Genomic DNA, 23,629 nt, shown 5'->3' with positions numbered 1-23,629 from the left:
GCGACGTGGGGCTGACCGGCCTCATCATCATCGCTGCGGTTGGGGTCTTCGCCGAGATCGTCCGACGCCGATCAGGTCTAGCATTTACATGGTCGGGTCTACCAAAGTAAGATCGGGCAACGGCCCGTTTCCGCCATATTTGGTTATTCAGCGTTCGACTTGTCATCCCAATGAGCGGCAGGTTTCGGGATGCGGATGTCAATAATCTAGTGACCTATTCTGGTCGTTAGCCGTCAAAGCCGGACATCGTCATTGCGAGCGTAGCGAAGCAATCCACCGGCGCGAGATGGATTGCTTCGCTACGCTCGCAATGACGGGAGATGGTCGATAGTCGCCCTTATAGGCATTCGTCATGCCGGGCTTGACCCGGCATCCCGCTTTCCTACTCGGCCGTTTCCTGATCCACCCCAGGAATGAATTTCCCGCCGTTTCCTCCCCAGCCACTGGCGCATACCAGGCGCGTCCCTGTCGCTTCGATGTCGCGTCGCCGGTGCGTCGCGAACGCGGATCAGGCGCGCCGACTTCCCCCGTCGAGACGCGGCACAGGTGCGGGACAGGGGCGTCATCGGCGCGTGGCAGGCGCAAAGGCGGGGCAATCGCCCCACGACACTGTGAACTTCGGTGGGAAATCCCACTGTCGCGTCGCCGATACCCGCCAAAGGGCCGGGTGTGCACCCGCCGTCTCACCCCATCCAGCGGCTCACCGGCACGGCCGATTCTTCCAGCGGCTGGGCGATCACGTCGACCAGGCTGGGGCCGTCATGGGCGATGGCGGCGGCCATCACCGCGTCCAGATCGGCCGGGTCATGGACGGTCCAGCTCTTGAGGCCGAAGGCCTCGGCGATGCGGGCATGGTCGGATCGGGTGAAGTCGACCGAGAAATAGCGCGCGTCATAGCCGCTCTTCTGGCTCGCCTTGATCCAGCCATAGGCGGCGTTGGAGAAGACGACGAAGGTGATCGGCAGGTTGAGCCGCTTCACCGTCTCCAGCTCGCCCACGGCAAAGCCGAAGCTGCCGTCGCCCATCACCGCCACCACCTTGGCATCGGGCGCGCCATGAGCAGCGCCGATCGCGGCCGGCAACGAAAAGCCTAGCGCGCCATGCGCCCGGTTGGTGATGAAGCGGCGGCCGCTGCTGTTGAAATCGAAATAGCCGGAAAAATAGGGACAGGGCGTGCCCGGATCGGCGACGACGATGCCCTCGCGCGGCAGCGCCTTCTGGATCGCGGCCAGCACCCGTTCGGGGCGGATCGGCCGATCGGTCGAGGCGGCCAGCGTCTCGAAGCCAGCGCGCTTCGCCGTACGCATGGCGGCCAGACGCGCGGCCATGTCGCTGCTGCGGGCGCGGCCCTCCAGCCGCGCGGCGATCGCGCGGTGAAGCGCGACGAGGCACAGCCGCGCATCGCCGACCATGCCGGCGACGATCGGATAATTGGCGCCGACCACCATCGGGTCGATGTCGATATGGACGATCGGCACGCCGCGCGCCGGGGTGGTGCCATGTTCGGTGGTGGTCGACCCGGCCCGACAGCCGAGGAAGATGACCAGGTCGGCCGCCGCGATCACATCGCGCGTGGCGTCGGTGCCGCCATTGGCGCCGACCACGCCCACCGCCAGCGGATGATCGTCGGCGATCACGCCATGGCCGCTGACGGTCGAGGCGACCGGCGCGTCGAGCAGCAGCGCGAGCGCCGCCAGTTCGGCACAGGCACCCGAGATGACGACCCCGCCGCCGCAGATGAAGGCAGGGCGCCGGGCCGCCAGGATCGCTTCGGCACAGGCCTCCACCGCATCGGGATCGGGACCGGTGCGAAAGGCGGGAAAATGGCCATGGGCGCCGTTCGCCCACAGGTCGGCGGCGTCCAGGCTCTGCTTCTGCAGGTCATAGGGCAGGCCGATATGGGTGGCGCCGGGCCGCCCGGTGGTCGCCGCGCGGAATGCGGTGCGCAGCAGCATCGGGATCTGCGACACATGGTCCGCCACCGCATTCCATTTGGTAAGCGGCGCGAACAACGCCTTCTGATCCAGCGCGGTCAGCGGATATCGGCCACGCGCCGTCACCGGCACGTCGGAGGTGATGGAGAGCAGGGCGACCGAGGACTCGTTCGCCTCGACCACGCCGGGCAATATGTAAGTGGCGCCGCCGCCGCTCGGCCCCTCGCACACGCCCACGCGCCCCGTCACCCGCGCATAGGCGTCGGCCATATAGGCGGCGCTGCGCTCGTCGCGGGTCAGCACATGGGTCATGCCATGGTCCAGCCGGGCGAGCGCGTCGTAGAAGGGCAGGCTGGTGTCACCGCACAGGCCGAATATGTGGCGCACATCGTGCAACTGCAGCATCCGCACGGCGGCTTCGGCGCCGGTCACCTCTGTCACGCGGTCATCCTTCTCAAACGGCGGGTGTCATGGCGCTTCCAGCCGATGGACGGCCACCTGCGCACAGTCTTCGTCAAGGCCCTTGGCCCCGCCGAGCGATCCGCCCGATACCGCGACGATGGCGATCCGCTCGCCATTGCGCATGACCGGAAAGCCGCCGCCGCGCAGCACGCCGATGTCGGGATCGGCGGCCGCCTCTGCGACCAGTACCGGATCGGATTGCGCCCGGATTTCGACATCGCCCGATGCCACGCCATAGCGAGCAACGATCCGGGCCTTGGTGCGGGCGATCAGTTGCGAACGAACGCCGGCACCATCGCCCGACAGCAACACCACCGGTGCCCCCACCATGTCGGCGATCAGCACGCTGACCGGGACATGACGTGCGGCACAGGCCTGCTGGGCGGCCTGTGCCGCTGCGATGGCCGCCGCCAGCGACGGCCCTTTCGCCCGTGGCAGGTTCTTCGGCATGGCTGCGATCGTCGCTGCGAGCGAAGGCACGGCAGTTGACGCCGGTGCCGTCTGGTCCTGCGCCACGCTGGCCGTCGATGCGAAGGACAGCAGCAGCGCTCCGCTCATGATCTTGGCGCGCGCCGCCATGTTACCATGCCTCCTGCGTCGCATAGAAGCGCTTCCAGAAGTTGATCTTGGCGGGATCTGCCACCGGGATCGGACCGAAATCATCGCCCAGTTCCATCACGCGCGGAAGGGCAGGGTCGTACCGGGGCCATTCCGGCAAGTTTGCGCCATTGGGGTCGCCATGCTTGATGATGTTCGCCCAATAGCCCGACATGATCGTCGCGATCTTGCGATCCGCTTCGGTCCAGGGCCGATCCACGGCATCCAGGCTGTTGAACGCATAGGGAATTTCCGACCCGTGGAAGGCACCACGCATGTCATGGTCGGGGCCGGGCGGGGCATGGGTCCAGAAATAGCTATAGACCGGCTTGTCGTCGCCCTGCGTCCACAATGTGCCCCACAGCCAGGTCGAAACCCGCGAATTGTCGCGGGCTGCGGCATTGTTCTGCAACGCCGCTTCCTGGTCGTTGCGGGCGGGGTACAGTTTCAGATAGTCGGCCGCGAGAGGACCAAAGCGGCGCTTTGCCGCCGCGACATAATCCGCCAGGGTCACGCTGGTCTGCGGCATGCCTGCGCGCGGCGGTGTCGTGCGGGCACGCAGCGCGTCGAACGCGGTTTCGGGAACGGCGCCGGTTTCGTCCCGGTTATTGCCGGCAACGAAGGTCACCTTGTTCTGCGTCCGCTTGGCATAGGTGTTGGCATAAGTGTCGGGGATGACCCAGCCATCGACCACGGGGCGGAACAGCGGCGGTTTGCCGCTGCTGCCGGTTTCGACCGCAGTATCGACGCCGTTGCTGCCTTCGATCAGCTTTTCCCAGGGCATGGCGCGCAATTGGGCGAGCGTGCGCGCGCCATGGGCCATCGCATAGTCCGTCCCGGCCTGTTCGGCATTTTTGAGCGGCCGCCAGGATACCGACAGATAGCGCAATTCCGTGTCGCGTGGATAGCGGGCGTGGCTCTGGGCGATGCCAGCGCGGAACAGGCCTTTGGCCAGCGGCGACATCGACAGGAAGCCGACCGATCCGGCGCCGGCCGATTGCCCACCGATCGTGACCTTCGCCGGATCGCCGCCAAAGGCGGCAATGTTGCGCTGGACCCATTGCAGCGCGGCTATGTCGTCGAGAAGGCCATAATTGCCCGATGCGGCGTGGCCGGATTCGCGGGTGAGTTCTGGGGTCGCCAGAAAGCCCAGCACACCTACGCGATAGTTGAATGTGACGACCACCACGCCCTGGCGAGCCAGGGCTTCGCCGTCAAATTCTGGGCTGGCCCCGGTGCCGCCGATGAAGCCGCCGCCATAGATCCAGACATAGACGGGCCGCTTCTCGTTGCCGCCAAGGGATGCGCCGGTCCAGATGTTGAGCGACAGGCAATCCTCGCTCTGGGGCAGGCCGCGCGCCATCTCGCCCCCCGGTTGGGGGCAGGCGGGACCGAATTTATTGGCATCGCGCACCCCATTCCAGGGGATCGGCGCGGCGGGCGGGCGCCAGCGCAGGTCACCGGTCGGCGGCGCGGCATAGGGAATGCCTTTGAACACGGCGATCGATGCGTCCCGGCCAGCAACGCCGGTCACCAAGCCCGTCTCGATCCTGACCGGCCCGGGCGTCGTTGCCGGCTTGGCGGTATGGCCGACCAGTTCGCCGGCAGCCAGGACATGGCCGCGCATCGCCTGTTTCAGCGCTTCCATGTCGGGCGCGGCCGCGAATGCCAACGGTCGGTCCAGCGCGAATATCTGGATGTGATAGGCATGGCGATTGGCATCATGGGCATGGGGGCCGGCATAGGGCGCGGCTTCTCCATGGACATTGGGGCCATAGTGGCTGCCGGCAGGCGGCACAGTCATGCCGGCCGGCAGGCGCAACGTCTGGGCCGACAGGTTGTAGAGCGTCAGCTGGATGCTGGTGCCTGCCGTCGGGTCCGCGCTGTTCAGTTCACCCTGCATCACGACGACATAGGCGCGGGTACCCCTGGGGCCGGCACTCCATTCGACACCCGGGAAGCGGTTTTCCCCATATTGGGTATTGGCGATCGGAATCTCGCCGCCGTCGATGAAGGAGGGACTCGTGACCTGCAGCCGTGCCTGGGTCGGCCCGAGCGCGGCGATCAGGACCTGGCGGTCATGGCCAATGCTCGTCGGCATCGGCTGGGCCATGGCGGCGAGGGCAAAGGTGACCGCCGCAAGGCTGGTCAGGGCGGCGATCGGGCGTCCCGGTTTCATGATAATGTATCTTCCTCTCACGGCGCTTTGGTAGCGAACCGGTCCGACCGGGCAAGCCAGCCATCGATGGTGTCATAGGTGGTCTTGAGCGTATCGCCGAACGCACCGGGGCGAGGCTCGCATTTGGTGCAGGTCGTATAAAGATGGGTCGCCCCCTCGATGAAGGCGAGCGACTTGTCCCTGCTCTTGGCCAGATTATAGATGGTCTCGCCGGCGAGAAATTCCCAATGGCCGGTCATGCCCAGCACCAGCAGCGGTCTCGACACGCCCTGCACATTGCCGGGCGGGCTGGCATAGCTGGATGTCCATTCGATGCCCTGTACGCCGTCGGCACCATAGCCAAAGTCGGGCGTCGTGCGGATCGCATAGCTGTTGAGGAAATTGCGCACGCTGGTCTTGAGCGCGCCGCGCAGGAAGGAGGGCGACTGGTTGCGCTGATTTTCCGGCACGCGAACGGTGTGGACGATCTGGTTGGTGATGCTGCCGTCGGCATGCACCAGCGGCCAGGCCTGCCGTGTATGTGCCATCAGGCTGACATCCTGCGAGAAGAGCTTGTTGTTGCTGCCGAGCAGGATCGCACCGGGTACGACGAAACTGGCGTCGTCGGCGTAGGGGCCTTGACCCGCCTCGATAGCCGCCTGCGCCGTCAGCGCCCTGGCGATCACCGCATTGTTCCGATGCCCCTCGGCCTGCAGGAAGGTGCGGGTGAACGCCGCAGTATAGGTCGAGCCTGCCGGTCGAAACCCATTGGCCGGATTATACATGTCGAGTGACGGGTCGAGCGCCATGCCACCAGACTCGTCCTTCACCGCGGGATCGATGCTGAACAGCGTCATCGCGGCCAGGCCCCAGTTGGAATCGACCAGCATCAGGCCATCCGCCGCCGGCAGCCCGGCCAGCGTATCGGGGCATTTCCAGATTTTCTCGGGTGCCTGGCAGGCCTTGACCCCGCTTTCCGCGATATATTGATAGGCACTCATGATCGTGCCGCCGCCGCTATGGCCAAGCAGCACCACATGGTGGATGCCGGGTTGCTGGCGCAGCCAGGTGACCGCCGCCTTGATCTCCAGCAGCACCTGGTCGAGCGCACCGTCATTCGACACGCCCGACTTGCTCGTGCTGTTGTTGGCGCACAGCACGCGATAGCCGCGTTTCGACAATTCGCTGCAGCCCGAAAAGCTGAGATAATCGGCCGATGAGTGCATGATAAGCACCGCGGTCCCGGCCTTGGGGCCGGGGGTGGCGGGTTCGTAATAGGCCCCCGGCACACCGGCCGCGATATGGACGAAGCCGGTGCGGATCGCTGCGCTTTCCTGCGCCGACCCCGGCTGGCTCCCGATAAGAGCCAGCGCGGGCGCTGCGATGACGGAAAAGCGCTTCAGGGAGGAGAGCATCGCCCGATCAGCCCTTGATGCGGAAGCCGATCATGAAGGCACGGCCGGTCGGGTCATCGGAAAATTCATAGGATGCGCCGGCCGATGTCGTGCCGCTATAATAGCCGCTGAGCGGTGGCTTGGCGTCGAACAGGTTGGTCACGCTGAAATAGAGCGCGCTGTCCGCCATCTTCCAGCCCGCCCCGGTATTGAGCGTCAGCGTCAAGTTGGTGGTCGCGAAATCCTTCACATATTCCTGGCCGTCGGCGAAGACATGGGACGCGACGCCGCTGCGGCGGAACTTGTTGCGATAACGCTCGAACAGGTCGATCGACACGGTGTCGCTCGGCTTGAAGTTGATGAAGCCGGCCAGCGTCACGCTGGGGCTGGGCATCAGGCCGTTGAGGCCCCAGCCGGCGCCGCCCTGGTCGATGGTCGGAATACCGGGCTGCTCATAATAGATATGCGGCTGATAATTGACCATCAGGCGCAGGTTGAGCGGATGATCGCCGATATGGGTGGCATAGTCGGCCTCGCCATCGATGCCCCAGGTCTTCACCTTCGCGATATTATAGGGTTGGATATAATAGGCCGTCGCATTGCCGGCGGCATCGCGCTGGATCAGCGAGCAGTAGATCGACGATCCGCCACTGTCGACGCAGCCCTTCTGCACGGCGGCGTTGAAGCCCTGGATCACCGAAATCGCGTTGCTGACGACGGTATGATAATAGTCGGCCGTCAGCGTCAGCCCCGGCACGAAGTCGGGCTTCAGCACGATGCCGGCGGTATAGGTCTTGCCCACTTCTGCGGTAAGGTTCGGATTGCCCATGTTGATCGAGGGCAGATAGGCGGTGACGTTCGGCGTCTTGGTCGTGTCGGTATAATTGCCATAGACCGTCGTGACCGGCTGGTAGAGATCATAGAGAGTGGGTGCCCGGATATCGCGCGACGCCGTGCCGCGCAACTTGATCTGGTCGTTCACTTCCCAGACGCCGCCGACCTTCCAGGTCGTGTAATGGCCGCTGGTGCTATAGTCGGTATAGCGGGCCGCGCCGTTCAGCGTCAGCGACTTGGCGAAGGCGACGTCCTTCAGCAACGGCACCTCGACCTCGATCGCGGCTTCCTTCACGCTCTGCGACACGGTGTCGCTGTTGGGGAAGGTGGTCGGATAGAGCACGGTGGCGCTGGTGCAATTGTAACGCAGGCCGGTGCAGTCGGCGAGGTCGGTCGGCAGCACGCTGCTCGCCGCATTGAAGCGCTGCTTGCGCCATTCGCCCGACAGCGCGACATTCACCGGACCGGCCCAGGTGTCGAACACCGGACCGCTGATCGACACGTCGGCGGAATCCTGGATCGTGTGGGTGATGAAGACCGCCTTGCCCAGCACATAGTCGAGTGCCGCCGAACTGGCGGAGTTCGCGCCGAACAGATTGAGCGGCACGCAATCGCCATAGGCGGACGGATTGGTCAGCGACGCCTGACAGACGATCTGGCCGGTCGTCGGGCTGACCACCGCGTCCAGCGCGGCCGCCAGCTTCTGGTTGTTGGGCATATTGTCGACCGTGGTCTGCAGCCGCGAATAGCCATGGGTGTAGGTGGCGTTCCACTTGAAGTCCGCCAGCGACCCTTCGATGCCGACATTGCCATAATATTGATTGGTCTTGGACGATGCCTCGATGCGGGGCGCGCCGCTCAATATCTCGTTCATGGTGAAGGTGCCGGCACCGGCCAGGGCGGCCTGCGCGGCCGGCGACAGGAAGGCGTTGCTGCTGCTGATGGTCAGGCCGGTCAGCTGGTTCCAGCCGGTATAGCTAGTGTTCTTCTTGATGTTGGCCGCGCCCTGGGCATAGACATGGATGTCGTCGGTCAGCTCATAGTCGAACCGGGCAAAGGCCTGGGTGCCGCGCGAAGGCGAGGACATGGAGCTGTTCTGATAGGCGCCGTCGCCGCCGATCTGGCAGCAGGAGGAACCCGACGCCGTGCCCGCGACGAAGGGCACGATGTTGCCATTGTCATCGAACCTTTTGCCGCGCTGGGCGCCATTGGTGATGTAGCCGCCAAAGGTGTAGGTGGCCAGGCGCACGTCGGTCGCCAGATAATAGGGATTGGCGTCGGTCCCGGCGCCCTGCATCGCGGCCAGATTGTCCCAGCTGCGGTCATAGGCGCGGTTGAGGATGCCGTCATATTCGCGATGCTGGACGCTCGCCTCGAAATGGCCGCGCTCGCCGACCTTGAAGCCGAAGGCGCCACCGATGTCGCGGGTCGCGGCGTCGCCCCGTTGCGAGATACCGGCTTCGGCATGGGCGCGAAATCCGTCGAAATTGCGGTTGAGGACATAATTGACCACGCCCGACACCGCGTCCGAACCATAGACGGCGGACACGCCGCCGGTGACCACGTCGACCCGGCTGATCAGCTCCTGCGGGATCAGGTCGACATCGACCGTGGAGTTGTAGAGCGTCGGCGGAATGCGGTGGCCGTCGAACAGCACCAGCGTGCGATAGGAGCCCAGGTTGCGCAGGTTCAGCACATTGGCGGCGCCATTGCCGCCCTGCACGCCGGTGGCGTTGGAGCCGGGATTGCTGAACTGGTTGCGCGATCCCGAGAAGACAGGGAGGTTGTTGAGCGCGTCGGAAATGGTGCCGGCCGGGGCTGCCGCTGCCAGAGTGTCGGTCGAAACCGTTGTCAGCGGGGTCGGGCTCGCCGATCCATTGCGGATGATGCGCGAGCCGGTCACGACGATGTCGGCGGCGCTAGGCTGGGCGGCGGTGGCTTCGGCCTGGCTGGCGGCGGATGGACCGGCCGGGATCGCGTCCTGTGCCATGGCCATGCCGGCAATGCTCACCATGCTGACGCCCGCGAGCAAGCGGAAAATATGGAAATCTGTGTTCACGAATAACCTCCCCTATTGCCGCCCTTATGGTGTCGGCCAAGGGCCGTCGCCATGGGATAGCGTTGTCATCGTCATTCCATAATTCGGGGGAGGGGAGGGTATATGTTTCCGTACCGCCGGAATAAGTTCTGCCGTCGCCTGGCCTGGTCAGCTGGTGACCAGCAGAAAAATCGCAAAGCCGAACAGGCAGACAAAGCCAGCAAAAAGGAACCAGATTTGGCTTCCGCGCTCGGCGGCATCGAGGCGTCGTTCCGCCTCTATCTCAGTCGGTTGCGGATGGGCGATCTCGGCCAGTTCGCGCTCAAAGTTGGGATCGGTGTCCATGCCCGACGATATCATGCGGACGGCGCGGTGCAAGCAGGGGCTTGGCGCGCTTTCTTGTTGGATCGCCGCGCCAGGCTGAATTTCCGGGCCTTGACCCCGCCCGCTTGCCAGCACGCCATGGCAGGCCTTCACGGGATGCAAGCTGTCCTAAGGTCCAATTGCACGGTTCCCCTAGTTTGCCATCCTGTCTCCCGAGTTTGAGATGCCATAATCGACCCAGGAGACAAGATGATGCTGCAACAGGCGCTGGAGAAATTCGCCGGCCAGACCCTGATCCGCGACCGCTACGACAATTATATCGGCGGGCAGTGGACGGCACCGGCCAAGGGCCAATATTTCGACAATATCTCGCCCGTCACCGGCCAGGTCGTGTGCCAGGTGGCGCGCGGCACGGCGGAGGATATCGAGGTCGCGCTCGACGCCGCCCATGCCGCGAAGGATGCCTGGGGCAGGATGTCGTCGACCGATCGGTCCAACATCCTGCTCAAGATGGCCGACCGGATGGAGGCCAATCTTGACCTGATCGCGCTCGCCGAGACGATCGACAACGGCAAGCCGATCCGCGAGACCACCCATGCCGACATCCCGCTCGCGATCGATCATTTCCGCTATTTCGCCGGCTGTGCCCGCGCGCAGGAAGGGTCGATCAGCGAGATCGACCATGACACCATCGCCTATCATTTCCACGAGCCGCTGGGCGTGGTGGGCCAGATCATCCCCTGGAATTTCCCGATCCTGATGGCGGTGTGGAAGCTGGCGCCTGCCCTGGCGGCGGGTAACTGCATCGTGCTCAAGCCCGCCGAACAGACGCCGATGTCGATCCTGGTGCTGCTCGAAGTGATCGGCGACCTGCTGCCCGCCGGCGTGCTGAACGTCGTCAATGGCTTCGGCGTGGAGGCGGGCAAGCCGCTCGCGTCGAACAAGCGCATCAGCAAGATCGCCTTCACCGGCGAGACCACGACCGGCCGCCTGATCATGCAATATGCGTCGGAAAACCTGATCCCGGTCACGCTGGAGCTGGGTGGCAAGTCGCCCAACATCTTCTTCGAGGATGTGATGGATGCCGACGACGATTATTTCGACAAATGCCTGGAAGGCTTCGCCATGTTCGCGCTCAACCAGGGCGAGGTCTGCACCTGCCCCAGCCGCGCGCTGATCCAGGAATCGATCTACGAGAAGTTCATCGAACGGGCGATCGCCCGGGTGAAGGCGATCAAGCAGGGCAGCCCGCTTGATCCCGCGACGATGATCGGCGCCCAGGCGTCGAACGACCAGCTTGAAAAAATCCTCTCCTACATCGCGATCGGCAAGGAAGAGGGCGCGGAAGTGCTGACCGGCGGCGAGCGTGCGGTGCATGAGGGCGAACTGGCTGAAGGCTTCTATGTGACGCCCACCGTGCTGAAGGGCCATAACAAGATGCGGATCTTCCAGGAGGAGATTTTCGGCCCGGTGCTGGCCGTCACCACCTTCAAGGACGAAGCGGAGGCGCTCGCTATCGCCAATGACACGCTCTACGGCCTGGGTGCGGGCGTTTGGACCCGGGACGGCAGCCGCGCCTATCGCATGGGTCGCGGCATTCAGGCCGGCCGCGTCTGGACCAACTGCTACCATGCCTATCCGGCCCATGCGGCCTTTGGCGGCTACAAGCAGTCGGGCATCGGTCGCGAAAACCACAAGATGATGCTGGACCATTATCAGCAGACCAAGAATCTGCTGGTCAGCTACAGCCCCAAGGCGCTGGGCTTCTTCTGACGGTTCCACAGCGGAGCGCCCCTTCTCTCTCCTTTCTTGGCGCTCCGCACCTTTGGCGGGCATCCTCCCCCGGATGCCCGCCAGCTTTGGTTTCGCCAGCCCTCGATCGTTGAGGAGGAGAGCATGATTGATCTTCCCGCCCGCATCCTGGCCACTCCGGCCGCCGAGATGCTGATCGCGTGCCTGACCGGCCAGCATGGTCCGCTGATGTTCCACCAGTCGGGCGGCTGCTGCGACGGTTCGGCGCCGATGTGTTTCCCGCGCGGCGAGTTTCGGGTCGGACCGCAGGACGTGCTGCTGGGCCATGTCGCGGGCGATGTGCCGGTGTGGATCGGCGCAGCCCAGTTCGAATATTGGCGCCATACCCAGGTGACGATCGATGTCGTGCCGGGGCGGGGCGCCGGCATGTCGCTCGAAAGCCCGCAGGGGCAGCGCTTCATCGTCCGCTCGCGCGTCTTCACGGATGCGGAGGCCGATCTGCTGGAAGCCGCTGGAGAGCCGGCGCGTGGCGGCTGAGCGACGCTTCACCGAACATCCGCTGCGCCCGCAGGTGGTGGGCGAGATGCAGTTGCGCCGCGAGCCTGCGCTGACGGTCCCGGCGCGGATGATCCAGCTTGTCCGCCTGCTCGATGCGGACGCGCGCGTGGTAGAGGCGGCGGCCTTACCCGCCATGCCCGGCGATCTGCGCTCCGGCCATGATAGTCGCCATCGCGAAACCCGGCTGGGCGCCGATATCCATCTCCACTGGGAACAGCATAGCGAAGCCAGCACGGTCACCCTGGTGCGTGGCGGTAGCGACCCGGTCGGGTGGGACTTCCCCGACGCGGCGGACGCCCGTGCGGCGATCGCCTGGGCCGAATATCTGCCGGGCGCGGTGATCCGCGCCGTGCGGCTGGCGATCGTCGCGGATGAGGGCGCCGCCGTAGCGCTGGTGGCCAGTGCCGGTTTTCCTGCCGGCCAGCTCGTCACCTGCCATGTCGGGGGCGGCGCGCGCATCTGGACCGATTTCCGCATCCATGACGATGGCTATGGCCGGATGGTGGTGGCCGCCAACGGCCTGCTGCCCGGCGACCTCGCCCGCTGCGTCCAGCGGCTGCAGGAACTGGGCAATTATCGCAATCTGGCACTGCTGGGCCTGCCGCCCGCGCGCGCCGCCTGGGCCGATCTCGATCGGCTGGAACTGGCGCTGGAAGCGGTCGGCCGGACGCTGGCAGCGGGGGATGTGTGCGACGATGCGCTGCTCGACCGGTTGACCCATTTATCGGCCGACCTCCTGTCGATCGACAGCGGCTGTGCTTACCGGATGAGCGCGACCGCCGCCTATGGCCGGATCGTCGCCAGCCGCCTCGCTGAACTGGATGTCGTGCCGATCGCCGGGCATCGTTCGCTCGCCGACTTCACGGAACGGCGGCTGTGGCCGGCGGTGCGCACCTGCGCGGCGCTGACCGATAGGCTCGCGTTGCTCAACGGTCGTGCGGCACAGTTCACCGCGCTGCTGCGCACCCGGATCGAGACCCATATCGAGAACCAGAATGGCCGCCTGCTCGCCTCGATGAACCGCAGCGTGCGAATGCAGCTTCAGCTCCAGCAACTGGTCGAAGGGCTCTCGACCGTTGCAGTCAGCTATTATGCGCTGGGCCTTTTGTCCTATCCACTGAAAGCGGTGGAAAAGCAGTGGCCGCGCCTATCCGCGACGCTGCTGCTGGGCCTTGCCATGCCATTCGTCGCATTGCTGGTTTTCCGCCTGATCCACGGCGCTAAAAGCCGGCTTGTTTCGCGTGACAGGCCGGAGGAAGCCGCTACATGATATTGCCCTAAAGCATAAGAAAATGGGCGATGGGGAGAGACTATGGCGACAGGCGCAGGGGTAAAGGCCGGGATAGGATTTGCATCCTCTCACGCGGCTGATCCATTCGAGGCGATGGCCGAACTGGCGGACCGGCTGGGAGACGAACCGCTGGCCGGTGCCGTGGTCTTTTGTGCCCATCATTATGATCGGGAAAAACTGGCCCGAGCGATCAATCGCCATAGCGAGGGCGCCATCGTGATCGGCTGCACCAGCTCGGGTGAATTGACGGATGCGGGCTATGACCATGACAGCCTGACCATGATCGGCTTTCCCGCCGGTGATTTCTGCATGACCTCGCACTGTTTTGATGACATCGACAATTTCGATCCCGTTGCCGCGCGGGAAATGGTGCGCGCCCTTGCCGCGCGGGCGGATCGCGACAGCCGCGGGCTTGGCGGTGTTGTCAATCATGTCGCGCTCTTCCTGGTCGATGGCCTTTCGCATCGAGAGGAACTGCTGACCATGACCATCCAGGATGCGCTGGGCGACATTCCGCTGATCGGCGGATCGTCGGGTGACGATCTCGCCTTTCGTCAGACCGCGATTTTCGACGGCGGCCGTTTCCATGCCCGCGCCGCCGTGGTGGCGATCCTCTCCTCGACCCGGCCGATGCACGTCTTCAAGGCGCAGCATTATCAACCCGGCGCGGCCAAGATGGTGATTACCGGCGCGATCCCGCACGAACGCATCGTGACCGAAATCAATGCCGAGCCGGCCGCCGCCGAATATCTGCGCCTGGCCGGGCATGCCGGCGAGGAACTGGGAATGGAATTTTTCGCGGCGCATCCGCCGATGGTCCGGGCTGGCGGCGAATATCATGTCCGCTCGATCCAGAGCGCCAACCCGGATGGCAGCCTGACCTTCTATTGCGCGATCGACGAAGGGATTGTCCTCAATATCGGCGAGCCAGTGGATCGGATCGCCGGCATGCAGCAGCTTTTTGCCGATCTGCATGCCCGTGTGGGAGAGATTGATCGGATCATCGCCTTCGATTGCGTTCTGAACCGCATCGACGCGGAACAGCGGCAAATCGCGCGCGATGTGTCGGCCCTCTATGCCCGCAACCGCGTCATCGGCTTCAACACCTATGGCGAGCAATATCATGCCCTGCACGTCAACCAGACCTTCAGCGGCCTCGCGATCGGCACATGAGCGACCTGCGCGCCTCCCTTGAACCTGACGCGGAACTGGATGCGCTGCGCGAGGAGGTGCGCAAGCTGCGCAAGATCAACGGTGCGCTGATGGATCGGGTCGAACGCTCGACCGATATGTCGGCCAATGCCTTTTCCATGTTTGAAACCGCCATTTCGCTTGAGTCCAAGGTGCGCGACCGGACGCTGCAACTGGAGGATGCGCTGGGCCGCCTCGCCAAGGCCAATGCCGATCTGGGCGACGCCCATGCCCGGGCCGACGCCGCGCGGATGCGCCTGCGCGACGCGATCGAGTCGATCAACGAGGGCTTTGTGCTGTTCGATGCCGAAGATCGGCTGATCCTCTATAATGAAGCCTATCTCGGCTTCTGGCCGCAGGTGGCCGAGCATCTGGACGAGCCGCTGACGTTCCAGGACATCGCCCGCATAGCCGCGCATAGCCAAGGGCCGGCCGGGGCACAGGTCGCGCCCGATCGCTGGGTGTCCGATCGTCTGGCCAAGCATGGCATCGCCGATGGCGGCCAGGTCCAGCGGCTGGCCGATGGCCGTTGGATCCAGATCAACGAGCTGCGCACCAGCGAGGGCGGCATCGTCGGCATCTATACCGACATTACCGAGGCGAAGGCGGAGGATGCCCGCGCTCGCGCCCGCGAACTGGCCGAACGCAATGTCGTGCTGCAATCGACGCTAGACAATCTGTCGGAAGGGGTCTGCGTGTTCGACGGCAGCGGGCAACTGGCCGCCTGGAACGATGCCCTGCGCCGGTTGCTGGCCCTGCCGGAAAATTTTGCCGGCGCATTGGGTAGCCATGCCGACTTGCAACGCTGGTGCCGTGAGACGCTGGCGATGGACGATCAGGGCTGTCTCGACTGGCGCGGTGGCGGCGCGGACCAGCAGGCGATGGTCTGCCTCTGCACCGCCGGGGACCGGCATTTTGAATTGCGCAGCAACGCCATGGCCGATGGCGGTCAGGTGTTCGGCTTCACCGACGTCACCGACATGCTGCGCGCCCAGGCCAGCCTTCAGGAAACCGCCGAAACGCTGGAACGGCGCGTGTCGGAACGCACCGGCGAACTGGTCGACCTCAACCGCAAGCTGGAAGGCGAAGTGGCCGAGCGTCGCGCGATCGAGGCGGCGCTGATCGATGCCAAGATCATCGCGGAAAAGGCGAACCTGTCCAAGACCCGCTTCCTTGCCGCCGCCAGCCATGACCTGCTCCAGCCGCTCAATGCCGCGCGCCTGTTCGTCGCGGCGCTGGGCGATCGGCGGCTGGCGCTGCCGACCCGCGCGCTGGTCAACCAGACCTCGACCGCGCTCGACTCGGTCGAGGATCTGCTGGAGGCGCTGCTGGAAATTTCGCGCCTGGATGCCGGCGCCATCCAGCCGGAAATCGGCCCGTTCCGCATCGACCGGTTGCTCCAGACCCTCAATGTCGAATTCGCCCCCATGGCCCGATCGGCCGGGCTTGCCTTCCGGATCGAGGCGCAACCGCTTTGGGTCGAGACCGACCTGCGCCTGCTGCGCCGCATTCTCCAGAATTTCATCTCCAACGCCATCCGCTACACGCCGCGCGGGACGGTTTCGGTCGCCTGCATCCAGCATGACGACCGGGTGGAGATCAGCGTGACCGACAGTGGCCCTGGTATCGCGCCCGAGCAGCAGGCGTTGATCTTCGAGGAATTTCGCCGGCTCGACACCCGCAGCCAGGGCAAGGGGCTGGGCCTCGCCATCGTCAAGCGCGCCAGCGACATGCTCGGCCACCCCATCACCCTGCGTTCGCAGCCGGGGCAGGGGGCGACCTTCTCGATCGCCCTGCCGCTCGGCCAGCCTCAGCGCGAGGAGGATGGCGATACCGGCCAGCCGACCCGCGACCGGTCGATGCGCGACCTGTCGGTGCTGGTGGTCGACAATGAAAAGCAGATCCAGTCCGGCATGCGCACCCTGCTCACCGGTTGGGGGTGCAGCGTCGTCACCGCCGACGGCTATGACCAGGCCGCTGCCCTGTTCGCCGATGACCGCCGGCCCGACATCATCTTGGTCGACTATCATCTCAAGGACGGGGAAACCGGCGATACGGTCATCACCCGCCTGCACGATCATTTCGGCGTCCGCATACCCGCCGTCATGATCTCGGCCGATCGCGGCGAACCGCTCAAGATCCAGCTCGCCGCCGCCAATATCCCCCTGCTCAACAAGCCGGTAAAGCCCGCCCAACTGCGCGCGCTGCTGCGGACCATGCTGGCCTGAAGAGCCAGCGCCGAATTCCAGCTTGCCAGCGTCGGCTCGGGGTTGACGGATGATGCCGGGAAAGGCGCGGGCAGCGGCCCGCACAGCCAGGCCGCGCTTTCTGTCCTACAATCCGATTTCATGATAGCAGAAATCAGGGTTTGCAGCAGTGTCAGTGCGGTGCCCAGGGCTCGAAACATAATTTCCAACATTTATACGAAAATGTCGAAATGTGCGGGAAATATGCGAAGTTAAGCGCGGGATTTCCTATTTTCGCGCTCAATTGTCGCCATCGAAATGCACCCGGTTTGCCAGGATCACCGCCTGGGTCCGGCTGAAGACGTTGAGCTTCTGCAGGATCGCGGAGACATGCGCCTTGACCGTGGTCATCGATACGCTGAGGTCATGGGCGATCTGCTTGTTCAGCCGGCCATGGACCAGATGGGTCAGCACGATCCGCTGCTGCGGCGTCAGGCTGCTGATCCGGGTCAGGATATCGGCTTCCTCGGCGCTTTCCTGTGGCGCCTCGTCGATCGCGTCGGGCATGTAGATTTCGCCTGACACCACCCGGTGCAGCGCATCGACGATCGCGCTGCGCTTCATCGACTTGGGGATGAAACCGGCGGCGCCTGCGCCCAGCGCTTCGCGCACGATCGCCCGGTCGAACGCGCCCGACACCATCACCACCGGCAGGATCGGGTGGCGACTGCGCAGCAGTTTCAGGCCATCGAGCCGCTTCACGTCGGGAATATTGAGGTCCAGCAGCACCAGGTCGAAATTGGACTGTTTCTCCAGCGTCGCCAGCGCTTCCTCCAGGCTGGCCGCCTCGAAAATCTCGCACCCGTCGAAACTGACCGCGATCACGCTGCGCAGCCCGTCGCGCACCAGCGGGTGGTCGTCGACGATCAGCACCCTTTCCATCATCGCGTTATTGTCTTCGACCTGCATGTCCGCCCCCTGGCCATGATGATGGATCATAGGCGGGGGCGCGGCAAATTGCCCGCGATTTCCGCCGTGCATAGTCTGTCCGCGCCCCATGACGATCATCGTCCTCGCCTCCTTATTTGGCCAGCTTGAACACCCAGAGCGAACCGCCCTGATTGATGTCCTTGAAGGACTTGGCCACTTCGCCACCCCACAGCGGCACCGCGCCGCCCCAGCCGGACATGACGGCGACATATTGCTCGCCATCCTGCTCCCAGGTGACTGGCGATCCGACCACGCCCGACCCAGTCTGGAACTTCCACAGCTCCTTGCCGGTCTTGGCGTCGAAGGCCTTCAGATAGCCTTCGGGCGTGCCGGTGAAGACCAGATTGCCGGCGGTCGACAGCACGCCGCCCCATAGCGGCGCCTTGTTCTTATATTCCCACACGATCTTGCCGGTCTTGGGGTCCATCGCCCGCAGCGCGCCGATATGATCCTCGGCGATCGGCTTGATGGTGAAGCCCGCGCCCAGATAGGCGGCGCCCTTCTTGTAGGCGATCGGCTCGTTCCAGATGTCCATGCCCCAGTCGTTGGACGGGATGTAGAACAGGCCGGTGTCCTTGCTATAGGCCATCGGCATCCAGTTCTTTCCCCCCAAGAAACTGGGCGAGGAGAAGACGGTGCTGCCCTTCTCGGTCGCGCTCGGCGCGCCGGGGCGACCGGCCGGGATCACGATCGGCTTGCCATTCTTGTCATAGCCGCTGGCCCAGGTGGTCTGCATGACGAAGCGGTTGGCGCTGACGAACTTGCCGTTGGTCCGGTCGAGCACGAAGAAATAGCCATTGCGATCCGCCTTGGCGCCCAGCTTCATCGGCTTGCCGTTGATCGTCGCGTCGAACGGGATGAACTCGTTGACCCCGTCGAAATCCCAGCCGTCGTGCGGGGTGGTCTGGTAATGCCATTTGATTACGCCGGTTTCGGGATCGATCGCCAGCGTCGACGCGGTGTAGAGATTGTCGCCGGGCCGCAGATGGCTGTTCCAGGGGGCCGGGTTGCCGGTGCCGAAATAGAGAAGGTTGGTTTCCGGATCATAGGTGCCACCCAGCCAGGTCGCGCCGCCGCCGGTCTTGTAGAGATCGCCCTGCCAGGTCGCATTGAGCTTGCCGGTGATGCCATTATCCTTGCCGCGCAAGGTGCCCATATTGCCTTCGATCACCGGGCGGTGCCAGATCAGCTCGCCGGTATCCACGTCGCGCGCCTCGACCGCGCCGACGATGCCGAACTCGCCGCCCGAATTGCCGGTGATGACCATACCCTTGACGATCAGCGGCGCAGCGGTCGCGCTGTAGCCGGCCTTGTAATCCGCGATCTGCTTGTTCCACACGACCTTGCCGGTATGGCGATTGAGCGCCACCAGTCGCGCATCGAGCGTGGCGAAGATGATCTTGTCGCCATGGATCGCCGCACCGCGATTGACGACGTCGCAGCAGGGCATGATGTCGTCGGGCAGGCGGGCATTATATTCCCATTTCTCCTCGCCGGTGCGGGAGTCGAAGGCATAGAGCCGCGAATAGGAACCGGTGACATAGATGGTGCCGTCATAGACTAGCGGCTGGGACTCCTGGCCGCGCTGCTTCTCGCCACCCAGCGACGAGGCGAAAGCGGGCACCAGCTTGCTGACGGTGTTGGTGTTGATCTGGTTGAGCGTGCTGAAGCGCTGCGCCTGCGGCCCCATGCCATAGGTCAGCACGTCGCCAGTCGATGCGGCATCGTTCATCAGGTCGGCATCGGTTGGCCCGCTGGCGGGATCGGCCGCCAGCAGCGGCGCGGCGCCGGCGACCAGCGCGATCGCTGCCACCCCCAGGAACGAACGCGTGAAACGTCCCGTCATAGTCATCCTCCCTTGTTTTCCGGCGTGATCAACGCCGTCGATGCAGCACATTATGGTGCGCGGCGGCCGTGCCAATTGGACCTTGGGTCGCCCGGTCAGCCCGCCGCGACGGCCGGCGCATAGGCGACGCCATGGCGCTCGAAGATCGCCTTGAGCGCGCCCGATTGCGTCATGTCGGCCAGGATGGTCTCGACCGCATCGCCCAGGTTCCGGCTATTCTCCTTCACCGCCATGCCGATATCCCACCCGGCTGAGGTAAAGGCGGGCAGGGGGCTGGTGCGGCGGACGATGTTGGTGGCGCCGCTGTCGTGCAGCACCGCCTCGATCTGCGCCCGGCTGGCGAGTACGCCATCGGCCCGGCCGTCGGTCAGCGCGGTGACGGCTTCCGTCCCGCCCGGAAAATGGACGACATCCCTGGCCAATATGCCGCCGAATGTGCCGATCAGATAGAAATCGGGAATGGAATCGATCTCGACCGCCAGCCGCTTGCCGCGATATTGGATCGGCGGCGCATTGACGTCGATCTCGCCCTTCACTGCCGCGAACTGAAAGCTTTCGCGATAATAGGGCGCGATGATCGCGACCTGATCGTTGCGCGCGGCAAAGCTGCGGTCGAACGGCACGTGCAGCATGATGTCGGCCGGCTGGAAGCCCAGAAGGCCGCCCTTCCACACCCCGTTGCGCAGGTCGTCGTCGGCGCTTTCGTCCGCGACCAGTTCGGCAATGTCGGCGCGCACGCCCAAGCCCTTGGCCAGCGCCTGGGCCAGGTCGACGTCGATCCCGATCAGCTTGCCGTCCTTGCGCCAGGACCAGGGGCGGTTGTCCTTGTAGACTGCGACCCGAAGGACACCCAGGTCCCTGACCTTGCCGAGCGGGGCGGCCCTTGCCACCTGCCCACGCGAAACATATCCCACTAACGCGGCAGCCGCCACGCTGCTCAGAAAGGCGCGGCGATCCATTACGATCACTCCTGATGCTTGGTTTCGAGCCAGGCGCGGATCGCCCATCCGGCCTTCTGTCCCAGAACCTCGCCCATCGGCGGCATATAGACCTTGCCGTCATGGCTGGAGCCATGCTGGAAGCGCTGGATATACCATTCGTCGCCGGTATCGCCGACCTCCAGATAGCGCAGGTCCGGCGCGATGCCGCCGCTCTCCGCGTCCAGACCGTGGCAGCGGGCGCAATTCTGACCATAGGCGGATTCGCCGATCTTCGCCGCCGTCGCATTGCCGCGATAGGGATTATGCTGCAGCCAGTCGGCGCCGATTTCCGGCAGGGCCGACGTGTCGACCGCCTGCGGCGTGACGTTGCCATGCGCCATCAGGGCCGATGTGATCGATCCGCCCGCCAGGCAGGCCGCGCCGAACAATGCGATCCGTCCGAAGTTCCTCATCCCAAATCCTCGTCTGTGCTGCGGCCTGTGTTGCCGCTTGCCTTCCCTGTCGCTGCCGACTGTAGGGAAGGGTGGGACCGGCCCCCATTGGCCATTGGTACAATCCCGCCGGGACGGGCCGGGGGCTAATCCGCTATCAGGCCAAAAGGATGAGAGGATGCGGGCATGATGAAGCATGTGGTGGCAGGGCTTGCGCTTATGGTGGCGATCCCGTCCGTTCGGGCCGAGACGCTCTATGTCTCCAACGAGCGCGGCAACAGCATCAGCGTGATCGATGCCGCCACGATGCAGACGGTCGCGACCTGGCCGGTGGGCGGACGGCCGCGCGGCATTACCGTGACGAAGGACGGCAAATATATATTGCTCTGTGCCAGCAACGACCATGCGGTGCAGATGATCGACCGCGCGACCGGCAAGGTCGTCGCCGACCTGCCATCGGGCCAGGATCCCGAGCAATTTTTCCTCTCGCGCGATGGCCGGACCTTGTTCGTCGCCAATGAGGATAATGCCGCGCTGACCGCGATCGACATCGACAGCCGCAAGGTCGCCTTTCAGGTCGATGTTGGCAAGGAGCCCGAGGGTGTGGCGCAAAGCCCGGACGGCAAATGGGTGGTGGTGACTTCGGAGGATGACGGCGTCGTCAACTGGATCGACCTGTCGACCAAGACGATGGTCGATGCGACCGAAACCGATCAGCGCCCGCGCCATGTCGAATTCACCGCCGACGGCAAAGAACTGTGGATCGCGGCGGAGATGGGCGGGACGGTGCAGATCGCCGATCCGGCTACGCGCAGGATCGTCGAGACGCTGCATTTCGCTATCCCCGGCGTGCAGGATTATCAGCTATTGCCCTGCGGCATCCGGTTCACGCCGGACGGCAAGACCGCCGTGGTGGCGCTGGGCCGCGCCAATCATGTCGCGCTGGTCGATGTCGCGACCCGCAAGGTCCGCGCCTATGTGCCGGTCGGCAAGCGGGTCTGGCATGTCGCAGTCAGCCCGGATGGCGCGCGGGCCTATGCCGCCAATGGCCTTTCGGACAATGTCTCGGTGATCGACCTGGCCGCCGGCAAGGTCGTCGGCACGGTGGCGGTCGGCGCCGGGCCGTGGGGCATCGTCGTCGCCCCCTGACCCAAAGTATAGCCCGGCCGGCGACAAGGGGATGAGAACCAAAGTCCAATTTCGGCCGCCATCGCCGCCGCCCACTCTTCCCGACAGCCGGCACGACCGGCGCACAAGAGGGAGGATGAGATGGCACGGGGACTATTCCTCGGCAGCGCCGCCATGGCGTTGCTGTTCGTCGCAGGGGCAACGCCGGCCAATGCCGGGACGACGAGCGAACTGCTGAAAAGGCTGCATGAAAAGGGGATCCTCACCGACGAGGAATATGCCCAGCTGGCAAAGGAGGATGCCGCGGCGCCGGCCGCTGCCGCCGCGCCCGCCGCGTCGGATGGCAAGCCCGTGGTACGCGTCGCCGACAGCGGCGTCGGGTTTGAGGTCGGCGACGTCACGGTCAAGATGTCCGGCTCGGTCAACGGTTTCTATACCCATGAAAATGGCCAGGCGGCCGGGCCGAACACGGATGTCGTCGGCGGCGTGGTGCCGGTTGGCGGCAATAGCTCGGCGATCCGCAACGGCCTGTTGCCCGGCTATCTGAAGTTCGACGTCACCACCAACCAGGGCGGCTGGGACGTCGGCGCCCATTTCGGCATGTATCCCGGCATCAACAGTGCCGATTATTCGGTTGGCGGCGGCGCCAATGCCGGTGGCCGGCCGGTGGCGCTACAGACCGCCGGCATCGATTTCCGCCAGACCTATATGACCATCGGCCGATCGGGGCTGGGCGAGTTCAAGCTGGGTCGCGACATCGGCCTGTTCGGCTCGGAAGGCATATTGAACGACATCACTTTGCTGTCGGTCGGATCGAGCGGCGGCAATGTCGCGCCGTCCAACACTTCGCTCGGCCGCATCGGCATCGGCTATATCTACACCGACTTCCAGCCGCAGATCACGTACACCTCGCCCAGCCTGTCTGGCTTCCAGGTCTCGGTCGGCGTGTTCCAGCCGCTCGAATCGCTGACCGGACCGGGCGAAAGCAACAAGTCGCCCGGCTTCCAGGGCAAGATCGTCTATGACGGCAAGTTCGGGGATTTTTCGGCCCGCGCCTGGCTGTCGGGTATCACCCAGCGGCATAATCGCGTCGATGGCATTTCCTATACCGGCAGCGGCTTCGATACCGGCGCCAAGATCGGCTACGGCCCGATCGTCCTCACCGGCTATTATTATAATGGCTCGGGCCTGGGCACGACGGCGCTCAACCTGTTCGATACGGATGCTGTGGGCAACAAGCGTGACAGCGACGGCTTCTATCTTCAGGGGCTGGCGACCTTCGGCAAATTCTCGGTCGGTGGCAGCTATGGCGAGAGCAATCTCCATTATGCCAATGCCGCTGATGCGCTCGCCAACCCGACGCTGATCCGCAAGAATAGCAGCTGGGTCGGGCAGGGCCGTTATGGCCTGACCAGCTGGGTGACGCTGATCGGCGAATATATCCACAGCACGTCCAAGGCGCATAATGGCAATGAGGCGCAGGGCGACACGATCGCAGCCGGCGCCATCCTCTTCTTCTGAACGGGAGAAGGGCCATCGGCCCAAAGGCCAATGTTCCGGCAAGGGGCGGCATC

The 23,629-nt window shown here is 64.6% G+C and carries 17 protein-coding genes; 7 read left to right on the top strand and 10 right to left on the bottom strand.

Annotated elements, in window-relative coordinates; all coding sequences use genetic code 11:
* Positions 1-683: 683 nt before the first annotated feature.
* From PMI04_RS17750 to PMI04_RS17725, 6 genes are all read right to left on the bottom strand, one after another.
* The gene (locus tag PMI04_RS17750) at positions 684-2,375 is read right to left on the bottom strand and encodes a thiamine pyrophosphate-binding protein (RefSeq protein WP_007715239.1); all 1,692 of its coding nucleotides are present in this window, start codon (positions 2,373-2,375) and stop codon (positions 684-686) included.
* A 27-nt stretch (positions 2,376-2,402) separates the two neighbouring features.
* The gene (locus PMI04_RS17745; RefSeq protein ID WP_283184813.1) at positions 2,403-2,975 is read right to left on the bottom strand and encodes a heme-binding protein; all 573 of its coding nucleotides are present in this window, start codon (positions 2,973-2,975) and stop codon (positions 2,403-2,405) included.
* A gap of 1 nt (position 2,976) precedes the next feature.
* The gene (locus PMI04_RS17740; RefSeq protein ID WP_007713628.1) at positions 2,977-5,172 is read right to left on the bottom strand and encodes a carboxylesterase family protein; all 2,196 of its coding nucleotides are present in this window, start codon (positions 5,170-5,172) and stop codon (positions 2,977-2,979) included.
* A gap of 17 nt (positions 5,173-5,189) precedes the next feature.
* Positions 5,190-6,566, bottom strand: a complete 1,377-nt coding sequence (locus PMI04_RS17735) for an alpha/beta hydrolase (RefSeq protein ID WP_007713626.1) — start codon at positions 6,564-6,566, stop codon at positions 5,190-5,192.
* Between the two features lie 7 nt (positions 6,567-6,573).
* The gene (locus tag PMI04_RS17730) at positions 6,574-9,438 is read right to left on the bottom strand and encodes a TonB-dependent receptor (RefSeq protein ID WP_007713624.1); all 2,865 of its coding nucleotides are present in this window, start codon (positions 9,436-9,438) and stop codon (positions 6,574-6,576) included.
* Between the two features lie 147 nt (positions 9,439-9,585).
* The gene (locus PMI04_RS17725; protein ID WP_157178185.1) at positions 9,586-9,762 is read right to left on the bottom strand and encodes a hypothetical protein; all 177 of its coding nucleotides are present in this window, start codon (positions 9,760-9,762) and stop codon (positions 9,586-9,588) included.
* A 231-nt stretch (positions 9,763-9,993) separates the two neighbouring features.
* On the opposite strand from PMI04_RS17725, the gene adh reads away from it, so the two are divergent.
* The 5 genes from adh to PMI04_RS17700 all read left to right on the top strand — a co-directional run bounded on the left by adh (position 9,994) and on the right by PMI04_RS17700 (position 16,761).
* Positions 9,994-11,514: an aldehyde dehydrogenase gene (gene adh / locus PMI04_RS17720; RefSeq protein WP_037487115.1), complete on the top strand. Its 1,521-nt coding sequence runs from the start codon at positions 9,994-9,996 to the stop codon at positions 11,512-11,514.
* Positions 11,515-11,637: 123 nt separating this feature from the next.
* Positions 11,638-12,030 (top strand): DUF779 domain-containing protein, encoded by a 393-nt coding sequence (locus PMI04_RS17715; protein WP_007713618.1) that lies wholly within the window; start codon positions 11,638-11,640, stop codon positions 12,028-12,030.
* Positions 12,020-13,321 carry a DUF3422 domain-containing protein gene (locus tag PMI04_RS17710; RefSeq protein ID WP_007713613.1) on the top strand — a complete coding sequence of 434 codons (1,302 nt, stop codon included), beginning with the start codon at positions 12,020-12,022 and terminating at the stop codon, positions 13,319-13,321. Before PMI04_RS17715 ends, PMI04_RS17710 begins: the two co-directional genes overlap by 11 nt.
* A 42-nt stretch (positions 13,322-13,363) precedes the next feature.
* Complete coding sequence (locus tag PMI04_RS17705) at positions 13,364-14,515, top strand: FIST N-terminal domain-containing protein (protein WP_007713611.1); 1,152 nt, start codon at positions 13,364-13,366, stop codon at positions 14,513-14,515.
* Complete coding sequence (locus PMI04_RS17700; RefSeq protein ID WP_007713608.1) at positions 14,512-16,761, top strand: NahK/ErcS family hybrid sensor histidine kinase/response regulator; 2,250 nt, start codon at positions 14,512-14,514, stop codon at positions 16,759-16,761. The genes PMI04_RS17705 and PMI04_RS17700 overlap by 4 nt, the downstream gene beginning before the upstream one ends.
* 258 nt (positions 16,762-17,019) lie before the next feature.
* Here PMI04_RS17700 and PMI04_RS17695 read toward each other — a convergent pair whose 3' ends face one another.
* The 4 genes from PMI04_RS17695 to pedF all read right to left on the bottom strand — a co-directional run bounded on the left by PMI04_RS17695 (position 17,020) and on the right by pedF (position 20,948).
* Positions 17,020-17,787, bottom strand: a complete 768-nt coding sequence (locus PMI04_RS17695; RefSeq protein ID WP_007713606.1) for a response regulator transcription factor — start codon at positions 17,785-17,787, stop codon at positions 17,020-17,022.
* 13 nt (positions 17,788-17,800) lie between these two features.
* Positions 17,801-19,555 (bottom strand): methanol/ethanol family PQQ-dependent dehydrogenase, encoded by a 1,755-nt coding sequence (locus PMI04_RS17690; RefSeq protein WP_007713603.1) that lies wholly within the window; start codon positions 19,553-19,555, stop codon positions 17,801-17,803.
* Between the two features lie 95 nt (positions 19,556-19,650).
* Positions 19,651-20,514: a transporter substrate-binding domain-containing protein gene (locus tag PMI04_RS17685; RefSeq protein ID WP_007713600.1), complete on the bottom strand. Its 864-nt coding sequence runs from the start codon at positions 20,512-20,514 to the stop codon at positions 19,651-19,653.
* 5 nt (positions 20,515-20,519) lie between these two features.
* Entirely contained in the window at positions 20,520-20,948 is a 429-nt protein-coding gene (gene pedF, locus PMI04_RS17680; protein WP_007713595.1) for a cytochrome c-550 PedF, read from the bottom strand.
* Between the two features lie 165 nt (positions 20,949-21,113).
* Here pedF and PMI04_RS17675 point away from each other — a divergent pair, with 165 nt between their 5' ends.
* The gene (locus PMI04_RS17675; protein ID WP_007713592.1) at positions 21,114-22,076 is read left to right on the top strand and encodes a PQQ-dependent catabolism-associated beta-propeller protein; all 963 of its coding nucleotides are present in this window, start codon (positions 21,114-21,116) and stop codon (positions 22,074-22,076) included.
* Between the two features lie 120 nt (positions 22,077-22,196).
* Positions 22,197-23,576: a porin gene (locus PMI04_RS17670; protein ID WP_007713589.1), complete on the top strand. Its 1,380-nt coding sequence runs from the start codon at positions 22,197-22,199 to the stop codon at positions 23,574-23,576.
* Positions 23,577-23,629: the final 53 nt, after the last annotated feature.

Source organism: Sphingobium sp. AP49, assembly GCF_000281715.2.
Taxonomy (GTDB): domain Bacteria; phylum Pseudomonadota; class Alphaproteobacteria; order Sphingomonadales; family Sphingomonadaceae; genus Sphingobium.
This window is presented reverse-complemented; position numbering and strand designations above follow the sequence as displayed.

What these genes read in the sequence shown, in the direction of transcription:
- PMI04_RS17745 (WP_283184813.1), bottom strand. Translation starts at nt 2,975, where the DNA reads ATGGCGGCGCGCGCCAAGATCATGAGCGGAGCGCTGCTGCTGTCCTTC.
- PMI04_RS17740 (WP_007713628.1), bottom strand. Translation starts at nt 5,172, where the DNA reads ATGAAACCGGGACGCCCGATCGCCGCCCTGACCAGCCTTGCGGCGGTC.
- PMI04_RS17735 (WP_007713626.1), bottom strand. Translation starts at nt 6,566, where the DNA reads ATGCTCTCCTCCCTGAAGCGCTTTTCCGTCATCGCAGCGCCCGCGCTG.
- PMI04_RS17725 (WP_157178185.1), bottom strand. Translation starts at nt 9,762, where the DNA reads ATGGACACCGATCCCAACTTTGAGCGCGAACTGGCCGAGATCGCCCAT.
- adh (WP_037487115.1), top strand. Translation starts at nt 9,994, where the DNA reads ATGCTGCAACAGGCGCTGGAGAAATTCGCCGGCCAGACCCTGATCCGC.
- PMI04_RS17715 (WP_007713618.1), top strand. Translation starts at nt 11,638, where the DNA reads ATGATTGATCTTCCCGCCCGCATCCTGGCCACTCCGGCCGCCGAGATG.
- PMI04_RS17705 (WP_007713611.1), top strand. Translation starts at nt 13,364, where the DNA reads ATGGCGACAGGCGCAGGGGTAAAGGCCGGGATAGGATTTGCATCCTCT.
- PMI04_RS17700 (WP_007713608.1), top strand. Translation starts at nt 14,512, where the DNA reads ATGAGCGACCTGCGCGCCTCCCTTGAACCTGACGCGGAACTGGATGCG.
- PMI04_RS17695 (WP_007713606.1), bottom strand. Translation starts at nt 17,787, where the DNA reads ATGATCGTCATGGGGCGCGGACAGACTATGCACGGCGGAAATCGCGGG.
- PMI04_RS17690 (WP_007713603.1), bottom strand. Translation starts at nt 19,555, where the DNA reads ATGACGGGACGTTTCACGCGTTCGTTCCTGGGGGTGGCAGCGATCGCG.
- PMI04_RS17685 (WP_007713600.1), bottom strand. Translation starts at nt 20,514, where the DNA reads ATGGATCGCCGCGCCTTTCTGAGCAGCGTGGCGGCTGCCGCGTTAGTG.
- pedF (WP_007713595.1), bottom strand. Translation starts at nt 20,948, where the DNA reads ATGAGGAACTTCGGACGGATCGCATTGTTCGGCGCGGCCTGCCTGGCG.
- PMI04_RS17675 (WP_007713592.1), top strand. Translation starts at nt 21,114, where the DNA reads ATGATGAAGCATGTGGTGGCAGGGCTTGCGCTTATGGTGGCGATCCCG.
- PMI04_RS17670 (WP_007713589.1), top strand. Translation starts at nt 22,197, where the DNA reads ATGGCACGGGGACTATTCCTCGGCAGCGCCGCCATGGCGTTGCTGTTC.